A 22,672-nucleotide genomic window follows, 5' to 3' on the forward strand; every position below is an offset into this window, starting at 1 on the left:
AACCCCTATTCACAGAGCCACGACTCAGCCGTCGAGAACGGACAGACCGCCTGCGCGTCCTACAACCTGCTCAAGGAGCTACCGGGCTGGACCGTCCGCAAGCACCGTGACCCCGACCATCCACACTCGCCAACCCTTGAGATCATCACCCCCACCGGACGCACCTACCACTGCCCACCCCCACCAGCCTTCGGACCCGGAACACGCCGGACCCCACCCTGGGCCATCAGGCAGTGAGTCGACGTAGCAGACCGGAGATGAGTGCGGCGCGACGCGGCAGCGAGGCGACGTCCACCCATTCGTGATCGGCGTGGGCACCGCCGCCGATGGCCCCGAGACCGTCGAGGGTCGGCACGCCGATGGCAGCGGTGAAGTTGCCGTCGCTGCCGCCACCCACCGCCACCCCGGCGATGTCAAAACCCAGTTCTGCGGCGACGGCTCGTGCCGTCGCGAACAACGTCACGCTCGCGGCTTCGTCCATCGGTGGCCGGTTGACGCGGCCGGCCACGTTCACCGATGCCGCCGGATCGACCGGAGTGAGGCCGGCGAACGCCTCTTCGACGCGCGCCGCCTCGTCCATCACGGCGACGCGCACGTCGACCTTGACGCGCGCCGAGGCCGGCACGACGTTCTCGGCCGTCCCGGCGGTGGCGATGGTGGGAGTGACGGTCGTGCCTCGCTCGGGCGCGGCGAAGCCCGCCACCGTGAGCACCTGGTGGGCGGCCTCGACGAGAGCGTTCACGCCCTTCTCCGGCTCCAGCCCGGCGTGGGCGGCGCGGCCGTCGATGCTGATCTCGAACGTCCCCACACCCTTGCGGCCGGTCTTCAGCGCCCCGCCGTCGGCGGAGGGCTCGAGGACCAGCACGTTGCCGCAGGCCAGGGCGCGCTCCTCGATGAGCTGTCGGGAGGCTCCCGAACCCACCTCCTCGTCGCTCGAGATGAGGATCTCGACGCCCGACGGGTCGTCGAGGGCGGCGACTGCGTGGGCGGCCAGCACGATGCCGGCCTTCATGTCGAACACGCCGGGCCCCGTGGCCCGCCCGTCGCTCACCGTGAACGGCCGCTCGGCGAGCGCACCCAGCGGGAAGACGGTGTCGTGATGCCCGACGAGGAGCACCCGTGGCTCGCCGCCGCCCTGCCAGTGGACGTGCGGCCCCACCGGCGAGTCGACGATCCGCGGGGATCGGCCGGTGACCCGTTCGAGCAGTTCGGCCACCGCTGCGGCCGACACCTCGACGGCCGGCACGTCGTGGGACGGGGACTCGATCTCGACGAGCCGGCGCAGGTCGTCGACCATCACGTCCAGGTCGAAGCCATCGAACTCATCGAGGGCGTCGGACCCGTCGAGGGCGGAATCGCTGGCCGTCACGGTCCGCACGGTACCTGGCTGTCGCCGGACTTCAGATGGCGGTTGCGCGGCGCGCCCCGGGCCGGAACCGCACGGGCAGGGCCTCGAGGCCGAGCACGAAGTTGCCGCGGCGGCGCGGCAGGTCGTTGGCGGTCGCCAGTTCGAGGTCGTCGAGGCGGGCAATCAGCTCCTCGAACAGCACCCGCAGCTCGAGGCGGGCGAGTGGGGCGCCGAGGCAGTGGTGGCGCCCGAACGCGCCGAACGACACGTGGTCGTTGGGTGATCGGGTGATGTCGAACCGATAGGGATCCTCGAACACCGACTCGTCACGGTTCGCCGAGGGGTAGAGCAGCAGGATTCGGTCACCGGCCCGCACCTGCTGGCCGTTCACCTCCACGTCGACGGTGGCGGTGCGGTTCATGTTGCGGATGGGCGTGACCCAACGCAGCATCTCCTCGATCGCCCCCGGCAGCAGCTGCGGCTCGTCCCGCAGCCGCTCGAGTTGGTCGGGATGGCGCAGCAGGGCCGCGACGCCGCCGGAGATGACGTGGCGTGTGGTCTCGTCGCCGCCGACGAGGACGAGCATCGTCTCGAACACGAGGTCGACGTCGCTGAGCGGACCCTGCTCGTCGTCGGCGTTGACGACGAGGCTGACGAGATCCTCGGCCGTCCCGCCGCGTCGCTCGGCGACCTTGGCGAGGATGTAGTCGGAGTACGCCCGCACGGCCTCGACGACCTGCTCACCGATCTCCGAGCCGCCGGTGGCGAAGAGGTCCGACCAGTGGAGCAGCTGGGCGTGGTCGGCCTCGGGCAGCCCCATCAGTTCACCGATCATGTACATCGGCAGCGGCGTGGCGATGTCGGCGACGACGTCGCACTCGCCACGCTCGATCACGCTGTCGATCAACCGGGTGACGCGGTCACGCAGGTACGGCTCGTGATCCTGGACCCGGCGCAGCGTGAAGCCGGCGCTCACCATGCGCCGGCGCCGGGTGTGCTCGGGCGGGTCCATGTTGATCATCGACGGCACCGAGCTCTCGGGGCGCGAGCCCTGACCGGAGCAGAACGTGCGCCACTCGCGGCTGAGCCGCTTGACGTCCTCGTAGGCGGCGGCGCCCCAGATGCCCACGGAGTCGTCCCAGTACATCGGCGCCTCGGCGCGCATCCACACCGTGAGCTCGTCGAACCGGGCGCCGTAGAAGTCGGGTGACAGCAGTTCGATCTCCGGCCGCGTCGGATGGCTCGGCGTCCGCGTGCCGGCCCGGTCGAACGTGACGACGAACTGGCCGTCGGCGAAGAGGTCGTTGCTCACCGGGTCGACCTCGTCGTCAGTCGGCCGGTTCGCGCGTGGGGTCCAGCTCGAGGGCGCCGCCGCGGCCGAGCGTGCCGGCCGAGCGGTAGACGTCGAGCTTGGCCCGGGAGTCCTCGATGTCGAGGTTGCGCATGGTGAGTTGGCCGATGCGGTCGAGCGGGCCGAACGCGGCGTCCTCCACCTTCTCCATCGAGAGCCGGTCGGGCGCATAGGTGAGGTTGGGGCCGTCGGTGTCGAGGATCGAGTAGTCGTCGCCGCGCCGGAGGCGCAACGTCACCGTGCCGGTGACCGCGGCGCCCACCCAGTGCAGCAGCGGCTCGCGCAGCATCAGGCTCTGGGGGTCGAACCAGCGACCTTCGTACAGCAGGCGACCGAGGCGCCGGCCCATCGTGCGGTAGTTCTCGATCGTGTTCTCGTTGTGGATGGCCGTGACGAGTCGCTCGTAGGCGATGTGCAGCAGGGCCAGGCCGGGCCCCTCGTAGATGCCGCGGCTCTTGGCCTCGATGATGCGGTTCTCGATCTGGTCGCACATGCCGAGGCCGTGGCGGCCACCGATGCCGTTGGCCTCCATCACCAGATCCACCTGGTCGTCGTAGTGGGTGCCGTTGATGGCGACGGGCCAGCCCTCGGCGAACTCGATCGTGATGTCCTCGGTGGGGATGTCGACGGCCGGATCCCAGTACGCCACGCCCATGATCGGCGTGACAGTCTCGAGGCTGGTGGACAGCGACTCGAGCGACTTGGCCTCGTGGGTGGCGCCCCAGATGTTGGCGTCGGTGGAGTAGGCCTTCTCCGTCGAGTCCCGGTACGGCAGGTTGTGGGCCTGGAGGAACTCGCTCATCTCGGCGCGGCCACCGAGCTCGCCGACGAACGCCGGGTCGAGCCAGGGCTTGTAGATCCGCAGCGCCGGGTTCACGAGCAGGCCGTAGCGATAGAAGCGTTCGATGTCGTTGCCCTTGTACGTGCTGCCGTCGCCCCACACGTCGACGCCGTCCTCGTGCATCGCACGCACCAGCAGGGTGCCGGTGACGGCGCGGCCGAGGGGGGTGGTGTTGAAGTACGTCTTGCCGGCCGTGGTGATGTGGAACGCCCCGCACTGCAAGGCCATCAGCCCCTCGCGCACGAGCTCGGGGCGGCAGTCGACGAGGCGGGCCTCCTCGGCACCGTAGACCTTCGCCCGGTCGGGGACCCCCGAGAGGTCGGGCTCGTCGTACTGACCCAGGTCGGCCGTGTACGTGTAGGGGATCGCTCCCTTCTCACGCATCCAGGCCACGGCCGCGGAGGTGTCGAGGCCGCCCGAGAAGGCGATCCCCACTCGCTCCCCCACGGGGAGGGACATCAGAACCCGGCCGGCCGACTCAGTAGCGCTCATCGTGGCTGACGCTACCGGTCGGGGTCAGTGTCGGGAGCTGGGCGGTAGCGCCCGGAGAACCCGGCGATCGAGACCAGCAGGCCGGCGAGGGCGATCGCCAGCTCGACGAGGGCGATACGAGGCACCGCGCTGCCTTGTGTGCTGGTCAGGTCGGCGGCGCCGATGGCGGCGAGCACGGCCGACGCGGCCAGGCCGGCGTACGGGACGAAGCGGCTGCTGCTGAGCGTGATCATCACCATCAGCGTCGGGGGCACGTAGGGCAGCATCCGGATCGGGGCGGGCCGGGGGTCGCCCAGCGGGCCGAGCCACCACGTGGTCATGCCCAGCTCGACGCTCGTCTTCCACACGGCGATGAACGCCACGAACACCCCGGCCCAGACGAGGGCGGTGACGACGCGCCAGGTGGTCGTCAGCTCGCCGGGCGCCGGCAGGCGCGGCCGATGACGTTCGGCTGCGGCCGGCCGCGACGGCGGCGGAGGCGGCGGGGGCGGCGGGCTCGGCGGGGGAGGGGGGAGCGGCCCCGGAGATGATGCGTCGGTGGGCAGCTCCATGGCGGCGTCGATGGTACGTGCTGGATCGTCCGCCGACGCTGCGGGCCGGTTCGCCGCGCCACCGGCAGGGAGCGGCAAACGACGACAACGCCGCCGGTGGGGCCGATACTCTGGCCGACTCATGCCGTTGGATCCGCTCGAACCCGACGCTCGTTCGAACGAGCTGCTGTCGATCTTCTTCCCGATGTGGAACGAGGAGCTGTACGTCGAGCGCACCATCGCCGCGGCGCGCAGAATCTGCGACGAGATGGTCGAGGCCGGGTACATCGGCAACTACGAGCTGATCATCGTCGACGACAAGTCGACCGACAAGACGCCCGAGCTCGCCGACGCCCTCGCCGCCGCCGACGAGCACGTGGTGGTCGTGCACCACCCGGTGAACCGCAAGCTCGGCGGGGCGATGAAGACCGGGTTCGCCACGGCCAAGGGCGACATCGTCCTGTACACCGACGCCGACCTGCCCTTCGACTTCACCGAGGTGCCCCGGGCGCTGCGGCTGATGCGCGAGTACGAGGCCGACCTCGTGAGCGCCTACCGATTCGATCGCACCGGCGAGGGCTACACGCGGGCGATCTACACGTTCTTCTACAACCTGCTCATTCGCAGCCTGTTCGGGGTCAAGGCGCGCGACATCAACTTCGCGTTCAAGGTGTGCCGGCGGGCGGTGCTCGACAACATCGAGCTGAGGAGCGAGGGCTCGTTCATCGATGCCGAGCTGATCATCCGGGCCACCCGGTCGGGGTACGAGCTGCTGCAGTTCGGCGTCGACTACTTCCCGCGCACCCGGGGCGTCTCCACCCTCAGCTCGCCCGGTGTGATCAAGACGATCGTCAAGGAGATGATCAAGCTGCGCGGCGACCTGGAAAAGGTCAAGCCGGTGGCCGATCGCACGACCGGCGGCTGAGCCCCGAGTGGGAGGTTGCGCTGGAGGTGGCCGTGTGACATCCGCCGCCGCGATCGGCCGCTCGACCCGCCGGAACGGGTCGCCGGACCGCCGCTAGGCTGGCGGTTTGCCGGGGACGTGGGCCCCGCGCCCGAGCAGCTCTCGACCCGATGAACGCCTTCAACGACGACCACCAGTTCTCCCGCCGCCAGCTCTTCAAGTCGGTCCCGGCGGTTGCCGCCGTCGGTGTGGTCGGGGTTGTCGTCGTCGCCGGGGTCGCCGGAGGATTGGGCGGAGGCGGAGGCGACGACCAGAACGCCGGAAGCGCGGCCGACAGCAGTACCTCGACGGCTCCGAGCACGGCGGCGCCGACGACGACCGCGGCGCCCACCACCACCCAGCCGGCACCCGTCAAGACCAACCTGTCGGGCCCGCTCGGCCAGGGATCGGCCGGCGCCGAGGTCACGGCGCTGCAGGACCGTCTCCGGACGCTGGCGTTCGAGCCGGGGCCGTCCGACGGCAGCTTCGGACTCCTCACCAAGCAGGCGGTCTGGGCCTTCGAGAAGCTCATCCTCAACGTGCCGGCCACCGAGGCCACGGGCGTGGTCACCAACGAGATGTGGCAACGCATGCAGGACCCCATCGAGATCCGGCCGTACCGGAGGTGGAGCGAGGGTGTCGCCACGGAGAACCACACCGAGGTCTACCTGGCGTCCCAGGTCGCCGTGTTCTTCCGCAAGGACAAGCCCGTCCTCATCAGCCACACCTCGAGCGGCACCGGCAAGGAGTGGCGCGAGGTCGTCACCATCGACCCCGGCGAGCCGTGGAACGAGAACGGCACCGAGCCGATCCAACTCGGCATGGTCGCCCTCGCCGTCACCCCCGGCGGCGTGTTCGAGTACACCCGGTTCGTGGCCGGCCGCCGCCAGAGCATCCTGGGTGGCATGTACGACCCGGCGTACTTCAACTACGGCATCGCCCTCCACGGCGCCGAGAACGTTCCGCTGACCCGTGAGTCGCACGGCTGCATCCGCATGCCCAAGTACATCGGCGAGCGGTTCCACCAGTTCATCGGCAAGGGCGACAAGGTCTACGTGTGGGACGGCGAGGTCGAGCCCGAGGACTGCACCACGCCGTATCCGTGGAACCGCGTCGACCAGGAGTGGCTCGCCACCACGACGACCACCACCAAGCCGCCCTCCACCACGCAGGCGCCGGCCACGCAGGCTCCCCAGCCGCAGGCCCAGGCTCCGGCGGCCACACAGCCGGCCACCACACCGGCCCCGGCCACCACGACGGCCACCACCACGACCACGACGACCTCACCGCCGGTCGGCGGCTGACGCGGGGCGGGTGGGGGCAGGGGTGGCCGCTCGTCAGCTTCCCGCCGTCGCGGCCGCGGCGTTGATCGGAGCCGTCGTCATCGCCGGCGTCGCCGGCGGGTTCGGCGGAGGTGGTGGCGGTGGCGGTGGCGGAGAGGCCGACGACAGCACCACCACGATGGCGGCCGCCGCCTCGTCCACGTCCAGCGCGCCCACCACGGCCGCGGCCACGTCGGCGGCGCCCACCACGGCGGCCGAGCACCGCACCACCCTCTCGCAACCGCTGGGGATGGGTTCTGCCGGCACGTCGGTGCAGAACCTGCAGGAACGACTCAAGGAACTCGGGTTCGAACCAGGTCCCGCCGACGGCAGCTTCGGCCTGCTCACCCAGCAGGCGGTGTGGGCGTTCGAGAAGCTCGTCCTCGGGGTGCCGCGCGGCGAGGCCACCGGCGTCGTCACCGACGAGATGTGGCAGCGCATGCAGGACGACATCCGCATCGAGCCCCGGCGTAAGGCCAGCGAGGGCCGAGCGACGAGGAACCACACCGAGGTGTACCTCCCGGAGCAGGTCGTGATCTTCTTCGTGAACGACGAGCCGGTGCTGATCAGCCACATGTCGAGCGGCGACGGCGAGGAGTACCGGGAGATGGTCACGATCGACCCCGGTGAGGCCCGCAACGAGAACGGCACCGAGCCGATCGAGCTGAAGCTGCTCGGCGTCGCCTTCACGCCGGGCGGCGTGTTCACGTACGACCGGTTCGTGCAGGGACGTCGTCAGAGCGCCCTCGGCGGCATGTACGACCCGGGGTACTTCAACTACGGCATCGCCATCCACGGCGCCCTCGACATCCCGCTCCATCCCGCCTCCCACGGGTGCATCCGTCTGCCGATGTACATCGGTGAGCGGTACCAGGAGCACGTGGCCAAGGGCGACCAGGTCTTCGTGTTCGACGGCGAGCACGAGCCCGAGTACTACGGCGAGCAGCTCCCGATCTTCGATCGCATCGATCCGGACTGGGCGGCGTCGACGACCACCACCACCGAGCCCGCGTCCACCACCACGAAGCCGCCGACCACCGTGCCGCAGGCGACGCGCCCGCCGCAGACCCAGGCGCCGCAGACGCAGCCGCCGCAGACCCAGCCGCCGCGCACCAACCCGCCCGTGACGACGCCGGCGCCGACGCCGGCTCCTCCGACCACGACGACCACCACGGCGGCCCCCGAGCCCACCACGACGACCGAGGCGCCGATCACGCCCTGACGCGGTAACAGATGGTGCCTGGCACCATCTGTTACCGCCGGAGCGTCAGGCGGGAGCGATCTCGATCGCCCGGCCGACGACCTGCTCGAGGAGGCCCTTGCGCTCGTCGGCGGCGAAGATCTCGAGACTCACGTCCTCGTCGGACTTGACGAGCACGCGGAGCGGGCCGTCGGGGCCCGCTCGATCCACGGTCGCTCCCAGCACCCGTCCCTCGTGCCGGCGATCGAGCCCGATGGCCACGCGGAGGACTCCCGCCAGCGAGCGCACGAGACGCTGCTGGTCGGCGTCGAGAGCGGCAAACGCCTGGTGGGACGCTTTCGGTTCGCTCTTGCGGTGGTAGCGGGCGATCTGGGCGATCAGCTCGATCTCGCCATCGGTCAACCCCGCCAGCTCGGAGTTGCGGATGATGTAGTAGGCGTGCAGATGGTGCTTGCTGTGGGCGATGACGAGGCCGACGTTGGCCAGGAGGGCGGCCGCCTCGAGATACTCGCGGGGTCGCCCGGTGAGGTCGTGCAGTTCGGTGAGCTCGTCGAACAGCGAGACGGCGAGCCCGGCGACATGACGGGAGTGGGCGGGGTCCTCGTCGCAGCGTTCGACCAGTTGGTTGATGCTGCGGCGCGACACGTCGCGAAGATGGTGGAGGGCCGCCGCTCCGGGGCGATCGTCGCCTTCGATGCGGTTCATCGTGTCGAGGAGCACCCCCTCGCGGAGGGCGGCCTCGGAGAACGTGTACGTGTCGATGCCGAACGTCTCGGCGACGGTCGCCAGGATCAGCGCGCCGGCCACGATGATGTCGGCGCGGGTGGATTCCAGGCCGTCGAGCTTGGCCCGGGCCGATGCCGTGCGGTGCTCGGTGAGCCGGTCGACAACGGCGTCGAGCTCGGTCGTGGCGAACTCGAAGCAGTTGTAGGTCCGCAGCGGTTCGAACGCGGATGAGCCGCGGGTGGCGTGCACCATGCGGGCGACCGTCTCGGCCGTGCCCGACGAAGAGATGGCGACCTCGAAGCCGAAGCGCGTGACGTCCCGGCTGAAGTGCTCGACCACGCCGCGGATGTAGCTGCGGCAGGCTCTGACGGCCTTCGGGGTGACGTCCCCGTCGGGGAAGTAGCGATCGGTGAGGCGGACGGCGCCGAGTTTGAAGCTGCGCGCCGCCAGCGTCTCGCCGCACTCGCCGATCAGCAGCTCGGTCGAGCCGCCGCCGACGTCGATCAGCAGCAGCCGGCGGTCGAACACCGGCACCGCCTGCAGGACGCCGAGATGGATGAGCCGGGCCTCCTCCAGTCCCGAGATGACGTCGATCTCGACGCCCGCCTCGGCGGCCGCCCGCTCGATGAAGTCGCGCGAGTTGACCGCTTCTCGCGTCGCGCTCGTCGCCACGGCCCGCATCACGGCGTTGTGGCTCTCGGCGATGCCGCGCATGCGGGTGAGGCAGGCCACGCCACGGTCGATGGCCTCGGGGGTCAGCAGCTTCATGTCGCCGCCGCCCGACCCGAGGCGCACGACCTCTTTCTCTCGGGTGATCGTCTCGAACCCCGACCCGGCCACCGGCCGAGCGACGACGAGGTGGAAGCTGTTCGTCCCGATGTCGAGTGCGGCCAGGTTCACGTCCGGTCCGCCTCCGCCGTCAGCCTGCGGAGAGACTGTTGGCCTCGGTGACGCATCGGGCGAAGCCGTCGAGCACGCCGAGGCGGAGGTAGGCGATCTTCTCGAAGGCGCTGCCCTTCAGGTCGTCGTTGAACCCGGGGTCGCCGATGATGATCGCCGTCTGCACCGCTTCGTCGAGATCGCCGGGCGAGACGGCCATCACCCGCTGGAGGTGGACGGGCGACGTGGTCGTGGTCCCCTCGAAGTTGTCGGGCGGGGTGAGCGCACCGGCGACCCAGGCGCCGACCATGCAGTCGGAGATCACCGAACGATCCTCTCCCCCGAGCGTGTAGCCGAGTGCCGCCTGCACGCCGTCGGCCCAGGCGTGACCGATGGCGTAGCCGACCGCGAAGTCGCCGAAGTCGTCGAACAGCTCGCGAGCGCGGCGTTCGTCGAACACCACCTCGTTGGTCGCCGCGCAGAAGACGGCAGCCGACTCGGCGAGGCCGATCGGATCGTTGCAGCTGTCGCCGATGGGGTCGGTCGTCGGGCGGAGCTGGATCAGCGGCACCTCACCGCCGTACTGGGCGGCCTCGCGGGGCCAGAAGTTGATCAGGTCGTTCTGGACGATGCCCATGATCTGGTTGTCGCCGTAGCCGAACTGTGCGTTGCCCTGCGTCTGGAGGTCGGTGGTGGTGACGAACTCGTTGGCCAGCAACGGCAGCGGGTCGTCGATGAGGCCGGTGCACGCGTCCACGCCGCCGATGAAGCCCTGCTGGAAGGCCCCGATGCGATCGAACGCGCTGCCATGGCCACCCGGCTCGAACACGTTGTAGCCGGGTGGGTCGCGCACGACGACGAGGGCGATCAGGCCGGTGCGGACGTCGTCGTCGGTGAAGTCGAGCCCGGGGGTCTCCCCGTTCCATGCCCGCCGGGACCAGGCGCCGGCGAAGCAGTCGGCCTGCTGTTCGGTGAGCACGGTCTCGACGTCGCGGTCGAGATCGCCGGTGCGGAACTGGATGGCGTGGCCGAACTCGTGGGCGAGCACCACGGCGAGGACGGCCGGCCCGTAGCTCTCGGCGAGCTGGAAGAGGATGCCCTGCTCGCCGTCGTCGTAGGCCATGAAGTCGCCGCGGCTGCAGTAGAACGCCCCGAAGTCGTTGACCTCCTGGTAGCTCGTCTGCGGGCTCGCACCACCACATCCCGGAATGGGCGCCACCCGCTGGGGGTAGGCGGCGAAGATGCCGCCCGCCAGCTCGGTGTACGGCGATCCGTAGAGCCGCGGGAACTCGCTGCGCCACCAGTCCTGGATGTCCTTCAGGGCGGCGGCGAGGTAGCTGTCGTAGGTGCGCGCCGGCTTGGCCTCGCCGACGTCGACGACTCCGGCGAGGTCGATGCCCGTCGGCGGGGGCAGCGTGGTGGGCGTCGAGGTCGGCAGGCCTGCGGTCGGCGAGGCCGTCGTGGGAGCCGGGACGGAGGGAACGGCCGACGGTACGGGGATGCCGGGCACCGACGGGATCGGCAGCGTGCTCGGAGCGGCGCCGGGCTGGATCCCGACCGCACCGTCGGGCGTCGAGGATCCTCCGACGGCCACGCCCGACACGCCGGCGACGATCGCCGCGACCACGGCAGCGGCAAGGGCGATGGAGGGTCGGCGGCGCACGCGTTGGCAGTGTAGGCGACGCCCTGGGCGAGACGCCTGCAGGCCGGATCGCCGTCCGGATGGGTCAGCCGGCGGCCGGGCGGAGGGCGTCCATCTCGGCGATCTCCGTGCGCTGGTTGCGGGCCCAGGCCTCGGCGTACTCGCGGACGTCGTCGTTCTCCACCATCTCGGCGGCCGTCTCGGACATCTCGATGCCGCCCTCGTGGTGGGCCGACATCAGGTCGATGAACAGCGTGTCGGCATCGGTGCCGCTCGACGCGCGCAGCTCGGCGAGCTGCTCGGCCGTGGCCATCCCTGGCATGTCCTCGTCGTTCATCGCCATGCCCATCCAGGCCATCGCCTGGCCTTCTTCGCTCTCGGTGGGGGCGTCCATGTCGCGCAGCAGCTGGATCATCACGCCGATGTCCATCGCCTGGCCGAACGCGATGCCGCGGGCCTCGGCGACCAGGTTGGAATCGACGTCGTCGAGACCGAGGAACGTCAGGCTCATCTCGACCGCCTGCTCGTGGTGGACCCGCATGTCCTGGAGGAAGCCGACGTCGGCGTCGGACGTGGCCACGTCGTTGCCGGCGTCGCCGATCAACCAGCCGATCATCCCGCCGATCAGGGCCGTGGCGACGAGCATCGTGATGACGTTGACCGGGTGCTGCCACCACGACAGCACCACGACATCGTCGTCGTCAACCGTCTCGCCGGTGTCGTCGTCGGTGTCGTCGTCGGGCTCGGTCACGGTCGGGTCGAGGCCGCCTCCGTCACTGGTCACGACTCCAGTGTGGCCGACTCGGCGACCATCTTCCCACCAGGAGTGACAGTCGCCTCACGTTCCGCGCGCTCCTGCTACGGTGCCCGAGCGTCAGCGCCGACGTCGGTCGAGAGAGGGGAGCAGGCGCAGTCGTGTCATACGTCGACGTCCAGGACATCACGGTCACGTTCGGCGGAATCGTCGCGCTCGACGGGCTCTCGTTCAGCATCGACCGGGGCCAGATCTGCGGCCTGATCGGCCCCAACGGCGCCGGCAAGACGACGATGTTCAACGTCGTCAGCCGCATCTACGAGCCGACGTCCGGCTCCGTGCTGTACGACGGCACCGACCTGCTCGGCATCCCGGCCCACGGCATCGCCAAGCGCGGCATCGCCAGGACCTTCCAGAACCTCGCGCTGTTCCCTTCGATGTCCCTGCTCGACAACGTGATGGTCGGCGCGCACAGCCAGGGCACGGTGGGCGTGCTCCAGGCGATCAGCCGGATCGGCGTGGCGCGGGACAACCGCCGCACGCGGGACTTCGCCGGTGACCTGCTCACCCAGCTCGACCTCGGGCCCTTGATGTTCCGGCCGGCCGCCGGCCTGCCGTTCGGCACCCTGAAGCGTCTCGAGATCGCCCGCGCCCTCGCCGCCCGGCCGACCTTCCTGCTGATGGACGAACCGGCCTCGGGTCTCACCCACGGCGAGGTCGACGAGCTCGGCGAGACCATCGTGCGGATCCGCGACGAGTTCAGCCTGACCGTGCTCCTCGTCGAGCACCACATGTCGATGGTGATGGGCATCTCCGACCGGGTGGTCGCCATGGAGTTCGGCCGCAAGATCGCCGAGGGCACACCCGACGAGGTGCGCAACGATCCGAAGGTGATCGAGGCCTACCTGGGAGCCAGTGAATGAGCACGTTGGAGGTGAAGGGGCTCCGCGCGGGGTACGGGCCGGTCAACGTGCTCGACGACATCGACCTGTCGGTCGAACCGGGAGAGATCGTCGTCATCCTCGGTGCCAACGGCGCCGGCAAGACCACCACGATGCGGGCGATCTCGGGCATGATCCCACGACACGGAACGGTGACGTTCGACGGCACCGACATCTCCCACACGCCGGCCGAGCAGATCGTCCGCCTCGGGATCGCCCAGGTCCCGCAGGGCCGTGGCACGTTCCCCGAGCTGAGCGTCGAGGACAACCTGCGGGTCGGCGCCTACACGCGATCCGACAACGAGATCGGTCTCGACGTCGACCTCTGGTACGAGACCTTCCCGCGACTCGGCGAGCGCCGCACCCAGCGGGCCGGCAGCCTGTCGGGCGGTGAGCAGCAGATGCTGGCCATCGCCCGGGCGTTGATGAGCCGGCCCAAGATGCTGCTCTGCGACGAGCCGAGTCTCGGACTCGCCCCGCTGATCACCAAGGAGCTGTTCGGCATCATCGCCGACCTCAACCAACGCTGGGGAATCGCCGTGCTCCTCGTCGAGCAGAACGCCAACCTCGCGATGGGCATCGCCAGTCGCGTGTACCTGCTCGAGACGGGCCGCATCGTCGCCAGTGGCGATGCCGCCTCGCTCGCCGCCGACGACTCCATCCGCAAGGCCTACCTGGGGTACTGACCGTGCTGTCGACCATCTTCCAGCTCGACCGCTTCCTCGACGTGCTGTTCCTCGGCCTGTCGTCGGGCGCGATCTACGCCCTCGTCGCCCTCGGCCTCGTCGTGTCGTACCGCGGCAGCGGCCACATCAACTTCGCCCAGGGCGCCTTCGGCACGCTCGGGGCGTACATCGCCTGGCTGTTCGCCGGTTGGACGCTGCCGCTGCTGCACTGGGGCATCCCCTTGTGGTTCGGCACGATCGCCGCGATGGTGGCGATCTTCGTCGTGTCGGCACTGACCGAGGTGCTGATCGTGCGCCCGTTGGGCCGCCGTTCGCCGTTCGCCGTCCTCGTCGCCCTCGTGGCCCTGCTGCTCGGCATCGACGCGGCCATGGCTGGCGTCTGGAACGACCCGCCCACCGAGACGCTCGACAGCCTCTTCCCGAACGACAACGACGACTTCGTGAAGATCTTCGGCGCCGTGCTCCGGTTCGACGACGTCGGCAACCTGATCGCCATGGCCCTGGTCGGGGCGTTCCTCTACGGCCTGTTCCAGTACACCAAGGCCGGCCTCGCCATGCGGGCCGTGGCCAGCAATCCCGACTCGAGCCGGCTCGTCGGCATTCCCACCGGACGTGTGCTGTGGGGATCGTGGGGCCTCGCCGGTGCGCTCGCCGCCCTGGCCGGCGTCCTCTACGCCGGTGCCGTCGGCACGATCACCCCGACGTTGCTGGCCAACGCCTTCATCTACGCCACGGCCGCGGCCATGCTCGGCGGCCTCGACAGCCCGCTGGGTGCCATCGTCGGCGGTCTGTCGATCGGCATCGTCGAGAACGCCGCCGCCGAGTACCAGCCCGACTGGGTCGGTCAGGAGATGAAGCTGGTCGTCGCCCTGGCGCTGATCGTGGTGGTGCTCCTCATCCGACCGTCCGGCCTGTTCGGCACGGCGCGCGTGGAGCGGGTCTAGCCATGAGCACCGCCTCCAACCGCCTGCTCATCCCCACCAACTCGCCGCAGCACTGGCTCATCCGTGCCGTGTGGGTGGCCGCCACCCTCGCCGCCGTCCTCTACGTCCCCGTTTTCTCGGCCACGGGGACGATCTCCGACATGACGTTCGCCCTCGAGTTGTCGATCGCCGCCATGTCGCTCAACCTGCTCATCGGCTACGGCGGCATCATCTCGCTCGGTCACTCGGCGTTCTTCGGCATCGGCGGGTACACCACCGGGGTGCTCTTCGAGCGCTACGGGTGGACCCAGGGGTGGACGATCCCCGTGGGCGCGGCCATCGCCTTCGTCGTCGGCGCCGTGGTGTCGCTCCCGGCCCTGCGCCTGCGCGGCATCTACGTCGCCCTCGTCACGCTCGCCCTCGCCGTGCTGTTCCCGGCGTTCGTCAAGTGGGAGAAGGCCGAGTGGCTCACCGAGGGAGCTCGCGGCATCAGCGGCATCGCCTACAAGGACGTGCCGACACTGCCGTTCGTCGGCGACGACTCTCCGCGTGAGGCCCGGGCGATCTGGATGTACTGGCTCGCCGTATTCGTCACCGTGCTCTGCTACCTCGTGTGCCGCGGCGTCGTGAAGAGCCGGGTCGGTCGTTCCCTCATCGCCATCCGCGACAACGAGACGGCCGCCGTCGTCATGGGCGTCAACGCCGCCCGCACGAAGGCGGTCGTGTTCGGGCTGTCGGCCGCGATGTGCGCCACCGCGGGGTCGCTGTTCTCGATCCGCGGCAACCTCGTCAACGCCGTCGACGTGCCGTACTACTCGTTCCTCGGCGCCATCATCTTCCTCGTCGTGATGGTGGTCGGCGGGCCGGCCACCCTCTGGGGGCCCATCGTCGGCGCCGTGCTCTACGTCCTGCTCGACACGACGGCGCGCGACTGGGGCGCCGACGCCAGCAACGACGATGCCGGCGGCATCACGGGCGTCATGCAGACCCTCTTCGGGTGGATGACGGGATCGCCCGCCTCGCTGATCTCGGCGATCGTGCTGCTGATCATGATGTTCGTCGCGCCGTTCGGTCTCGTCGGCCTGTTCAAGCGCATCGCCGCCCGGTTCGTCGTCATCGTGCCCAAGCCGGCCGGCACCGGACCGGCGGCTGCGCCGCCGCCGTTGTCGCTGCACGCCGCCGAGGACGGCGTGCCGGTGGAGGAAGCGCCCGCCGGCGACGTCCCGGTGGGCGGTCACATCGGCGCAGCACCGCCCGCGACGGACGACGTAGAGTGACGAGTGCCGCGGTGACAGCCGCGGCCAGCAACCGGGTCGGGGGACCCGGTCCCACTCCACACCACCACTTCATTCCACTGGGGGAGCACATGATCCGTCGTGCGAGTCGCGCCGTTGCGTTGGCCGCTGTCGTGTCGATCGGGGGAGCTGCCGTCGCGTCGGCCAGCGCGCCCGACGACGGCGAGCAGTGGGCCGTCGACACATCCGACTGTCCTGATCCGGACGCCGTCAACGCGCCGATCGAAGGCGAGGTGGTCGTCGGTTCGGTGATGCCGCTGTCGGGCCCGGTCGCCGCCGCCTACCAGCCGGTCGCCCAGGCGATGCAGGCCTACGTCGACTACGCCAACGCCAACGAGCTGCTGCCCGGCTACACGATCAGGCTCCAGGTCGAAGACGACCAGTACAACCCGGCCAACACGCCCGCCGCCGTCGAGTCCCTGCTCGACGAGGGTGCCCACTTCGTGACCGCGATGATCGGCACGGGCAGCGTCGAGGCCGTGCGCGACACCCTGGGCGAGGAGTGCGTCCCGCTGATCAACGTGGCCACCGGTGACCCGCGCTGGGGCGACGAGGCCGAGGACTATCCCTGGCTCACGGGCGCGTTGATCCCGTACGACCTCGAGACCCGCGCCTATGCCGAGGACATCGTGGCCAACACGCCCGACGCGACGGTGGCGCTGTTCAGCACGAACAGCGCCTTCGGTGAGGCCTTCGCCGAGGGCTTCACCGCAGCCGCCGACGAGGCCGGCCTCGAGATCGTCGCCGAGGAGGCGATCGACGCCACCGACGAGTCGCCGCCCTCGGCCGCGCTCAACGCGTTCGCCGAGTCCGAGGCGGGCGTCATCGTGGCCGCCCCGCTCGGCGTGCAGTGCATCAACTTCCTCAACGAGTTGGCCGCCGTCAAGGCCGCCAACACCGGATGGGAGCCAGTGGTCTACATGACCACCACCTGTGCGGCCAGCGCCCTGATCATGGGCGTTGCCGGCGCCAACGGCGAAGGGGTGCTCACGGTCACCACCGGTCCCGACATCACCGATCCGGAGGTCGCCGCGCAGTCGCCGGTCGCCGAGTACATCGCCCTGATGAACGCCGCCGGCCTCGGGGACATCATCACGACCGGGCTCGCCGGATGGTCGTTCGCCGAGACCACCGTGCACCAGCTGCAGCAGGCGGCGGCGTCGCCGGACGGGCTCACCAGGGCGTCGATCATCAACGCCGCCCGCAACATGAACTACCACCCGATGTTCGCCCTCGAGGGTGTCAACTCCATCACCAACGGGATGGACGACACCTTCCAGGCCGAGACGATGTACATGACGCGGTGGCTGGCCAGCGAGAACCACTACGAGCAGACGGGCGCGGTCTACGACTACGAGACGTCCACCGATGCCGGTCCGCCGGCGACGGCCGCCCCGCTCGTGGTCGCGGCCATGCCCGGGGCAGGCGCGTCCACGCCGCCCGGCGGGGGCTCGGCCGCCCCCGTCACCACGGCCGGCTGACCGGCCCAACCCAGCCCGACACCGGCCTGACAGCCCAGCCGAACCCCGGGTAACCTCCCTGTCGTCGTCGCTCCGGCGACGACGACAGGGACCACACAACAAGGGGAGTACTTCATGGTTCGTCGAGTCACACGTCCGGGTCGTCGCGCGGTCGCGTTCATCGCCGCCGCAGCAGCGGTGGGCGGCGGGGTCGCCGCCGGCACCGCCGGTGCGACATCACCCGACGGGGGCGATGGGTGGGCGGTCGATACCAGCGATTGTCCCGACGAGGACGCAGTCAACGCTCCGATCGAGGGGGAGATCATCGTCGGTTCGGCGATGCCGCTGTCGGGGGGCGCGGCCGCCGCGGCATTCGAGCCGGCGGCTCGCGGCTTCCAGGCGTACATCGCCTACGCCAACGAGAACGGGCTGTTGCCCGGCGTCACGATCACCGCCATCATCGGTGACGACCAGTACAACCCCGGCAACACGCCGGGCGTGGTCGACAGCCTGCTCGACGACGGCGCCTCCGTCATCGCCGGCCTCATCGGCACCGGCGGCGCCGAGGCCGTGCGCGACACCCTCAACGAGGAGTGCGTGCCGATGCTCAACCTGCTCACGGGTGACCCCCGCTGGGGCAACGAGGTGAGCGACTACCCGTGGACCACCGGTCTGCTCACGCCGTATGACCGCGAGTTCCGCGGCTACGCCGAGAGCATCGCCGACAACTTCCCCGAGGCCACCGTCGCCACGTTCATGGTGAACAACGCGTTCGGCGCGGCGTCGTCCGACGCCTTCGAGGAAGCCGCCGACGAGGCGGGCCTCGAGATCGTGGCCGACGAGTCGATCGAGCAGACCGACGAGGCGGCGCCCACCGCGCAGCTGCAGTCGATCGCCGACGCCGAGCCCGACGTGATCGTGGCGACGCCGCTCGGCGCCCAGTGCATCAGCTTCCTCACCGAACTGGCGTCGGTCAAGGCGACCGTCGACGGTTGGGAACCGGCCGTGTACCTCACCAACACGTGCGCCAGCGACCTGATCCTGGCGCTCGCCGGCGAGGCCGCCGACGGCATCTACACGTCGGCGAGCATGGGCCTGCGCGACGTCTCGAATCCCGAGGTCGCCGCGGCCGAGCCGGTCGCCGGCTACATCGCCGAGATGGAGGCGCAGGGGCTGGGCGACATCATCACCACGGGTGGCGCCGGCTGGAACGCCGCCGAGGTGACGGTGCAGGTGCTCATCGACGCGGCGAACTCGCCCGACGGGCTCACCCGGGCGTCGATCATCAACGCGGCCCGCAACCTCAACTTCCACCCCACGCTGCTGCGTGAGGGCATGAACTACGTGATGAACGGCGAGGAGGACACGCAGTACAACGAGGACATCCAGATCGTCCAGTACTCGTTCGCCGACCATCACTTCGTCGACGTCGGCGAGCCGTACAGCTACGAGTCGAGCCCCGACGCCGGTGAGCCGACGGTGGCCGCTCCCATCGGTGGTGGGTCGGGCGCCGCCCCGGCCGGCAGCGATGCCAACGACGACAGCGCGGAGGCGCCGGCCACCACCGGCTGACGCCCGGCCCGGCTAGCCGGGCTGTGAGTCGGCGTTCGAGCCGACCGAACCTGCTGACGAGGGGGGAGCGGAGGTGTCCGCTCCCCCCTCGTCGCGTGCCGGCACGGTGTCGGCGGCGGTGATCTGGTACTCGTCGTCACCGACGATCTCGGCGGTGAAGCGCCACACGTTGCCGTCGTCACCCGAGGCGACACACGTGAACGTCGTGCCGGCGGCGGCTGCCCGCGGGCGTTCGCATTCGGCGTCGCTGAACTCGACGCCCAGTGCGTCGGAGACGGCGTCGGCGTCCTCGATGTACTTCTCGGCGTCGGACTGGAAGTCGCCGGCGTCGGCGTTGCACGCGGCGAGCACGGCGGCCGCGAGCGCCACGGCGAGCGGAGCGGACGCGCGGATCATGACGTGGCGAGGCGTGCGGCCGAATTGACGCGGATCCGGTCGACGGTGACGAGCACGAGCGCGATCCATACCAATCCGAACCCTACGAGACGCGACGCCGGCATCTGCTCGTCGTACACCAGCCAGCCGAGCACCAGGTTGATGATCGGCACGAGGTACTGGATGGGACCGAGGATGGTGAACGGGACCCGCATGGCGGCGAAGGCGAAGAGGCTGAGGGGGACCGCGGTCGCCACGCCGCTGAACGCCATGAGCGTGAGCTCGCCGGCCGATCCCGACCGGGGGATGCTGTCGCCGCGACTGGCCAGGGCGGCGACGGCGACGATGGCCGGAACGACGAGCACGAACGACTCGGCGGCGAAGCTGTCGACGCCGCCGAGGGGGATGTGCCGCTTGCAGAGACCGTAGAACGTCCACGACACGGCGATCACGAGGGCGGCAACCGGCACCCTGCCGTACGACACCGTCAGCTCGACGATCGCTGCCGCCGCCAGCACCATCGACGCCTTCTGGGCACGCGTGGGGTGTTCGCCGAGCACGAGGATGCCGACGGCCATCGTGCCGAGCGGGGCCATGAAGTAGCCGAGCGCCGTCTCGAGCACCCGCCCGTGGACGACGGCGTAGACGTAGGCGCCCCAGTTGCCGGTGAGCAGCACCGACGCGCCCACGATCCAGCGCAGCGACGACCGGTCGGCCAGCGCGCCGCGGACCACCGGCCAACTCCGGCGGGCGGTGATGACCACGGCCATCACGATCGTGGCGGTGACGATCCGCCAACCGATCAGCTCGACGGGGTCGAAGTCGGCGAGGCGCTTCCAGTAGATGGTGAGGAGGCCCCAGATCAGGTAGGCCAGGACTCCCGCCCGGATACCTCGCTGCTGGTCCGTGCCGTTCACGGCTCGCAGGCTAGGGGTCGCCGCAGGCAATCCTGCGAGGGCCTTCAGGGGGTGTCGGTGAAGTCGACCCCGCGGCGGAGCTCCTCGAAGATGTCGGTGATCTGCCGGCAATCGTCGTCGGACAGGTCGTCGAGCCCGTAGCGAATGGCCGCCAGTTCCTTGGTGGCCCTGGTGACGACGTCGCGGCCGGCATCGGTGATCTCGGCCAGGGTGGTGCGCCCGTCGGTGGGATGTGGCCGCCGTCGCACGAGGCCGGCGTCCGACAGCCGGTCGACGGCGTTGGTGACGCTGGCCGGATGGACCATCAGGCGCATGCCCATCTTGCCGAGGGGGAGCGAGCCGGTCCGGGTGAGCTGCAGGAGGGCCAGCACCTCGTAGCGGGCGAACGTCAGGCCGAACGGGGCCAGGGCGGCGTCGACGCGGCTGAGGATCAGGGCTTGGGCGCGCATGATCGACGTCGTCGCGGCCATCGCCTCCTCCTCACCCCAATCGTTCGTCGTCCACTGCCGGAAGGCCTCGGCGATCGGGTCGAACGGCAGCGGCCGGCGCCCGTTGCTCGCCTGCTGCCGACGGGAAGGACTGGCCATCCGGGAGATCGTAGACAAGGGCCGACTAGAAAATAGTTGGACGTCCAAGTATCATGGTTGGCATGACTTCCCCGCGCGAGCAGTGGCAGCAGGCCTTCGACTCCTCCGCCGTCCGCGATCGCGACTTCACCACGATGTCGGGGCTGCCCGTCGACCCCGTCTACGGCCCCGCCGATGGCGAGTTCCCGGGCGTGTACCCCTACACACGCGGACCGTACGCCTCGATGTATCGCTCCAAGGTGTGGACGATGCGCATGTTCGCCGGCTTCGGCACGGCCATCGACACCAACTGGCGGTTCAAGGAGATCGTCCGAGCGGGCGGCGACGGTCTGTCGACCGCGTTCGACATGCCCACGCTGCTCGGCATCGACTCCGACGACCCGATGTCGCTCGGCGAGGTCGGACGCTGCGGCGTCGCCATCGACAGCCTCGCCGACATGGAGGACCTCTACCGCGGCATCGACCTCGGCGGCATCACCACGTCGATGACGATCAACTCGCCGGCCGCGGTGATCTTCGCCATGTTCGTCGCCCAGGCCGAGAAGGCCGGCACCCCTCGCGCCGCGCTCGGCGGCACGCTGCAGAACGACATCTTGAAGGAGTACCAGGCGCAGAAGGAGTTCGTGTTCCCACCGCGCCCGTCGATGCGCCTGGTCCGTGACACCATCACGTTCGCCGCCGCCGAGATGCCGCGCTGGCACCCGGTGTCGATCTCTGGCTACCACATCCGCGAGGCCGGCTCGACGGCCGCCGAGGAGCTGGCGTTCACGCTGGCCAACGGCTTCGCCTACGTCGAGCTCGCCACCAAGGCCGGGCTGGCGGTCGACGCCTTCGCCCCTCGGTTGAGCTTCTTCTTCAACGCCCACATCGACTTCTTCGAGGAGATCGCCAAGTACCGCGCCGCCCGGCGCATCTGGGCCCGCTGGCTCAAGGAGCGCTACGGCGCCACCAACCCCCGCTCGATGCAGCTGCGCTTCCACACCCAGACCGCTGGTGTCTCGCTCACTGCGCAGCAGCCCGAGGTCAACATCGTGCGGACGGCCATCGAGGCGCTCGCCGGCGTGCTCGGCGGCACCCAGAGCCTGCACACCAACTCGATGGACGAAGCGTTGGCGCTGCCCACCGAGAAGGCCGCCCGCATCGCCCTGCGGACCCAGCAGGTGATCGCCCACGAGACCAACGTCGCCAACGTCGCCGACCCGCTCGGCGGCTCGTGGTACCTCGAGGATCTCACCGACCGTCTCGAGGCCGAGGCGGAGGAGATCTTCGCCCACCTCGACGAGATCGGTGGCGGCTCGATGCTCGAGGGCGCCTTCGCCGGCATCGACGACAACTGGTTCCAGCGCCGCATCGCCGACTCGGCCTACGAGCTGGAGCGGGCGTTCAACGAGGGTCGCCGCACGATCGTCGGCGTCAGCGGCTACACCGAGGGCAACGACGAGGATCAGATCGAGCTGCTCAAGATCACCAACGAGGACGAGGCCCGTCAGCTCAAGCGGCTCGACGAGGTGCGCCGGCAGCGCGACGACTCGGCGGTCGCCGCGGCGCTCGCCAAGGTGCGCGCCGACGCCGCCGATCCCGAGGTCAACCTGATGCCCGCCCTCATCGACGCCGTCAACAGCTACGCCACGCTCGGCGAGGTGATGGCGACGCTCGGCGAAGTCTTCGGCCGCCACGTCGAAGTCCCGACCATCTGAAATTTCGTCCTCGGCGGCATCGCTTCGCTCGCCGCCTGCGGCGAGTTGATCTGAGCTCGCTTCGCTCGCACTGAAGAGTTGAAAGAGGCGGCGGCGGAGTTGCTCCTTTGTCAAGGAGGGTGGTCATGCGGCGATGGGTTGGGCTTGTTGGCGGGTGTCGTTCCACATGCGTCGGATGATGCGGTCGGCG

20 protein-coding genes and 1 pseudogene are annotated in these 22,672 nt (G+C 69.9%); 11 read left to right on the forward strand and 10 right to left on the reverse strand.

All coding sequences use genetic code 11. The features are described 5' to 3' along the window. A pseudogene (locus DN771_RS30235) lies at positions 1 to 237 on the forward strand (hypothetical protein); the annotation flags it as partial. Here DN771_RS30235 and DN771_RS28060 read toward each other — a convergent pair. The 4 genes from DN771_RS28060 to DN771_RS28075 all read right to left on the reverse strand — a co-directional run bounded on the left by DN771_RS28060 (position 227) and on the right by DN771_RS28075 (position 4,583). Continuing rightward, complete coding sequence (locus tag DN771_RS28060) at positions 227 to 1,297, reverse strand: M20 family metallopeptidase (RefSeq protein WP_117000906.1); 1,071 nt, start codon at positions 1,295 to 1,297, stop codon at positions 227 to 229. The pseudogene DN771_RS30235 and the gene DN771_RS28060 overlap by 11 nt on opposite strands. A gap of 103 nt (positions 1,298 to 1,400) precedes the next feature. Beyond that, on the reverse strand, positions 1,401 to 2,660 hold the full coding sequence (locus DN771_RS28065) for a cytochrome P450 (RefSeq protein ID WP_205528815.1): 1,260 nt from the start codon (positions 2,658 to 2,660) through the stop codon (positions 1,401 to 1,403). A 16-nt stretch (positions 2,661 to 2,676) separates the two neighbouring features. Next, positions 2,677 to 4,032, reverse strand: coding sequence for an argininosuccinate synthase (gene argG / locus DN771_RS28070; protein ID WP_117000889.1), 1,356 nt, complete (start codon positions 4,030 to 4,032; stop codon positions 2,677 to 2,679). Positions 4,033 to 4,043: 11 nt separating this feature from the next. Further along, positions 4,044 to 4,583 carry a hypothetical protein gene (locus DN771_RS28075; RefSeq protein WP_117000890.1) on the reverse strand — a complete coding sequence of 180 codons (540 nt, stop codon included), beginning with the start codon at positions 4,581 to 4,583 and terminating at the stop codon, positions 4,044 to 4,046. 121 nt (positions 4,584 to 4,704) lie between these two features. Here DN771_RS28075 and DN771_RS28080 point away from each other — a divergent pair, with 121 nt between their 5' ends. From DN771_RS28080 to DN771_RS28090, 3 genes are all read left to right on the forward strand, one after another. Next, the gene (locus DN771_RS28080; RefSeq protein ID WP_117000891.1) at positions 4,705 to 5,487 is read left to right on the forward strand and encodes a glycosyltransferase family 2 protein; all 783 of its coding nucleotides are present in this window, start codon (positions 4,705 to 4,707) and stop codon (positions 5,485 to 5,487) included. A gap of 149 nt (positions 5,488 to 5,636) precedes the next feature. Then, entirely contained in the window at positions 5,637 to 6,809 is a 1,173-nt protein-coding gene (locus DN771_RS28085; RefSeq protein WP_117000892.1) for a L,D-transpeptidase family protein, read from the forward strand. A gap of 22 nt (positions 6,810 to 6,831) precedes the next feature. Further along, positions 6,832 to 8,049 (forward strand): L,D-transpeptidase family protein, encoded by a 1,218-nt coding sequence (locus DN771_RS28090; protein ID WP_117000893.1) that lies wholly within the window; start codon positions 6,832 to 6,834, stop codon positions 8,047 to 8,049. 45 nt (positions 8,050 to 8,094) lie between these two features. Here the strand turns inward: DN771_RS28090 and DN771_RS28095 are convergent, their stop codons facing one another. The 3 genes from DN771_RS28095 to DN771_RS28105 all read right to left on the reverse strand — a co-directional run bounded on the left by DN771_RS28095 (position 8,095) and on the right by DN771_RS28105 (position 12,059). Continuing rightward, positions 8,095 to 9,654: a Ppx/GppA phosphatase family protein gene (locus tag DN771_RS28095; protein ID WP_117000894.1), complete on the reverse strand. Its 1,560-nt coding sequence runs from the start codon at positions 9,652 to 9,654 to the stop codon at positions 8,095 to 8,097. 19 nt (positions 9,655 to 9,673) lie between these two features. Next, positions 9,674 to 11,296, reverse strand: a complete 1,623-nt coding sequence (locus tag DN771_RS28100) for a neutral zinc metallopeptidase (protein ID WP_162942513.1) — start codon at positions 11,294 to 11,296, stop codon at positions 9,674 to 9,676. A gap of 64 nt (positions 11,297 to 11,360) precedes the next feature. Next, complete coding sequence (locus tag DN771_RS28105) at positions 11,361 to 12,059, reverse strand: DUF305 domain-containing protein (RefSeq protein WP_117000896.1); 699 nt, start codon at positions 12,057 to 12,059, stop codon at positions 11,361 to 11,363. 131 nt (positions 12,060 to 12,190) lie between these two features. Here DN771_RS28105 and DN771_RS28110 point away from each other — a divergent pair, with 131 nt between their 5' ends. The 6 genes from DN771_RS28110 to DN771_RS28135 all read left to right on the forward strand — a co-directional run bounded on the left by DN771_RS28110 (position 12,191) and on the right by DN771_RS28135 (position 18,906). Beyond that, on the forward strand, positions 12,191 to 12,952 hold the full coding sequence (locus DN771_RS28110) for an ABC transporter ATP-binding protein (protein ID WP_117000897.1): 762 nt from the start codon (positions 12,191 to 12,193) through the stop codon (positions 12,950 to 12,952). Beyond that, on the forward strand, positions 12,949 to 13,656 hold the full coding sequence (locus DN771_RS28115) for an ABC transporter ATP-binding protein (RefSeq protein ID WP_117000898.1): 708 nt from the start codon (positions 12,949 to 12,951) through the stop codon (positions 13,654 to 13,656). Before DN771_RS28110 ends, DN771_RS28115 begins: the two co-directional genes overlap by 4 nt. 2 nt (positions 13,657 to 13,658) lie before the next feature. Further along, the gene (locus DN771_RS28120) at positions 13,659 to 14,600 is read left to right on the forward strand and encodes a branched-chain amino acid ABC transporter permease (RefSeq protein WP_162942514.1); all 942 of its coding nucleotides are present in this window, start codon (positions 13,659 to 13,661) and stop codon (positions 14,598 to 14,600) included. 2 nt (positions 14,601 to 14,602) lie between these two features. Then, a complete protein-coding gene (locus DN771_RS28125) occupies positions 14,603 to 15,856 on the forward strand; it encodes a branched-chain amino acid ABC transporter permease (protein ID WP_117000900.1) in 1,254 nt (417 codons plus the stop codon). 89 nt (positions 15,857 to 15,945) lie between these two features. Further along, positions 15,946 to 17,355, forward strand: a complete 1,410-nt coding sequence (locus DN771_RS28130) for an ABC transporter substrate-binding protein (protein ID WP_162942515.1) — start codon at positions 15,946 to 15,948, stop codon at positions 17,353 to 17,355. 114 nt (positions 17,356 to 17,469) lie between these two features. Next, positions 17,470 to 18,906, forward strand: coding sequence for an ABC transporter substrate-binding protein (locus tag DN771_RS28135; protein WP_117000902.1), 1,437 nt, complete (start codon positions 17,470 to 17,472; stop codon positions 18,904 to 18,906). Between the two features lie 12 nt (positions 18,907 to 18,918). Here DN771_RS28135 and DN771_RS29910 read toward each other — a convergent pair whose 3' ends face one another. Genes DN771_RS29910 through DN771_RS28145 form a run of 3 tightly spaced genes read right to left on the reverse strand, consistent with a single transcriptional unit; the run spans position 18,919 to position 20,785 of the window. After that, positions 18,919 to 19,302, reverse strand: coding sequence for a hypothetical protein (locus DN771_RS29910; protein ID WP_162942516.1), 384 nt, complete (start codon positions 19,300 to 19,302; stop codon positions 18,919 to 18,921). After that, positions 19,299 to 20,198 (reverse strand): EamA family transporter, encoded by a 900-nt coding sequence (locus tag DN771_RS28140; protein WP_162942517.1) that lies wholly within the window; start codon positions 20,196 to 20,198, stop codon positions 19,299 to 19,301. The genes DN771_RS29910 and DN771_RS28140 overlap by 4 nt, the downstream gene beginning before the upstream one ends. A 44-nt stretch (positions 20,199 to 20,242) precedes the next feature. Further along, complete coding sequence (locus tag DN771_RS28145; RefSeq protein ID WP_117000904.1) at positions 20,243 to 20,785, reverse strand: MarR family winged helix-turn-helix transcriptional regulator; 543 nt, start codon at positions 20,783 to 20,785, stop codon at positions 20,243 to 20,245. Positions 20,786 to 20,847: 62 nt separating this feature from the next. Between DN771_RS28145 and DN771_RS28150 the strand changes: the two genes are divergently transcribed. Next, a complete protein-coding gene (locus DN771_RS28150) occupies positions 20,848 to 22,482 on the forward strand; it encodes an acyl-CoA mutase large subunit family protein (RefSeq protein ID WP_117000905.1) in 1,635 nt (544 codons plus the stop codon). Positions 22,483 to 22,672: the final 190 nt, after the last annotated feature.

It is taken from the genome of Desertimonas flava (assembly GCF_003426815.1).
In the GTDB taxonomy this organism is placed as follows: Bacteria; Actinomycetota; Acidimicrobiia; order Acidimicrobiales; family Ilumatobacteraceae; genus Desertimonas; species Desertimonas flava.

What these genes read in the sequence shown, in the direction of transcription:
- DN771_RS28060 (WP_117000906.1), bottom strand. Translation starts at nt 1,297, where the DNA reads ATGGTCGACGACCTGCGCCGGCTCGTCGAGATCGAGTCCCCGTCCCAC.
- argG (WP_117000889.1), bottom strand. Translation starts at nt 4,032, where the DNA reads ATGAGCGCTACTGAGTCGGCCGGCCGGGTTCTGATGTCCCTCCCCGTG.
- DN771_RS28075 (WP_117000890.1), bottom strand. Translation starts at nt 4,583, where the DNA reads ATGGAGCTGCCCACCGACGCATCATCTCCGGGGCCGCTCCCCCCTCCC.
- DN771_RS28080 (WP_117000891.1), top strand. Translation starts at nt 4,705, where the DNA reads ATGCCGTTGGATCCGCTCGAACCCGACGCTCGTTCGAACGAGCTGCTG.
- DN771_RS28085 (WP_117000892.1), top strand. Translation starts at nt 5,637, where the DNA reads ATGAACGCCTTCAACGACGACCACCAGTTCTCCCGCCGCCAGCTCTTC.
- DN771_RS28115 (WP_117000898.1), top strand. Translation starts at nt 12,949, where the DNA reads ATGAGCACGTTGGAGGTGAAGGGGCTCCGCGCGGGGTACGGGCCGGTC.
- DN771_RS28125 (WP_117000900.1), top strand. Translation starts at nt 14,603, where the DNA reads ATGAGCACCGCCTCCAACCGCCTGCTCATCCCCACCAACTCGCCGCAG.
- DN771_RS28130 (WP_162942515.1), top strand. Translation starts at nt 15,946, where the DNA reads ATGATCCGTCGTGCGAGTCGCGCCGTTGCGTTGGCCGCTGTCGTGTCG.
- DN771_RS28135 (WP_117000902.1), top strand. Translation starts at nt 17,470, where the DNA reads ATGGTTCGTCGAGTCACACGTCCGGGTCGTCGCGCGGTCGCGTTCATC.
- DN771_RS29910 (WP_162942516.1), bottom strand. Translation starts at nt 19,302, where the DNA reads ATGATCCGCGCGTCCGCTCCGCTCGCCGTGGCGCTCGCGGCCGCCGTG.
- DN771_RS28145 (WP_117000904.1), bottom strand. Translation starts at nt 20,785, where the DNA reads ATGGCCAGTCCTTCCCGTCGGCAGCAGGCGAGCAACGGGCGCCGGCCG.
- DN771_RS28150 (WP_117000905.1), top strand. Translation starts at nt 20,848, where the DNA reads ATGACTTCCCCGCGCGAGCAGTGGCAGCAGGCCTTCGACTCCTCCGCC.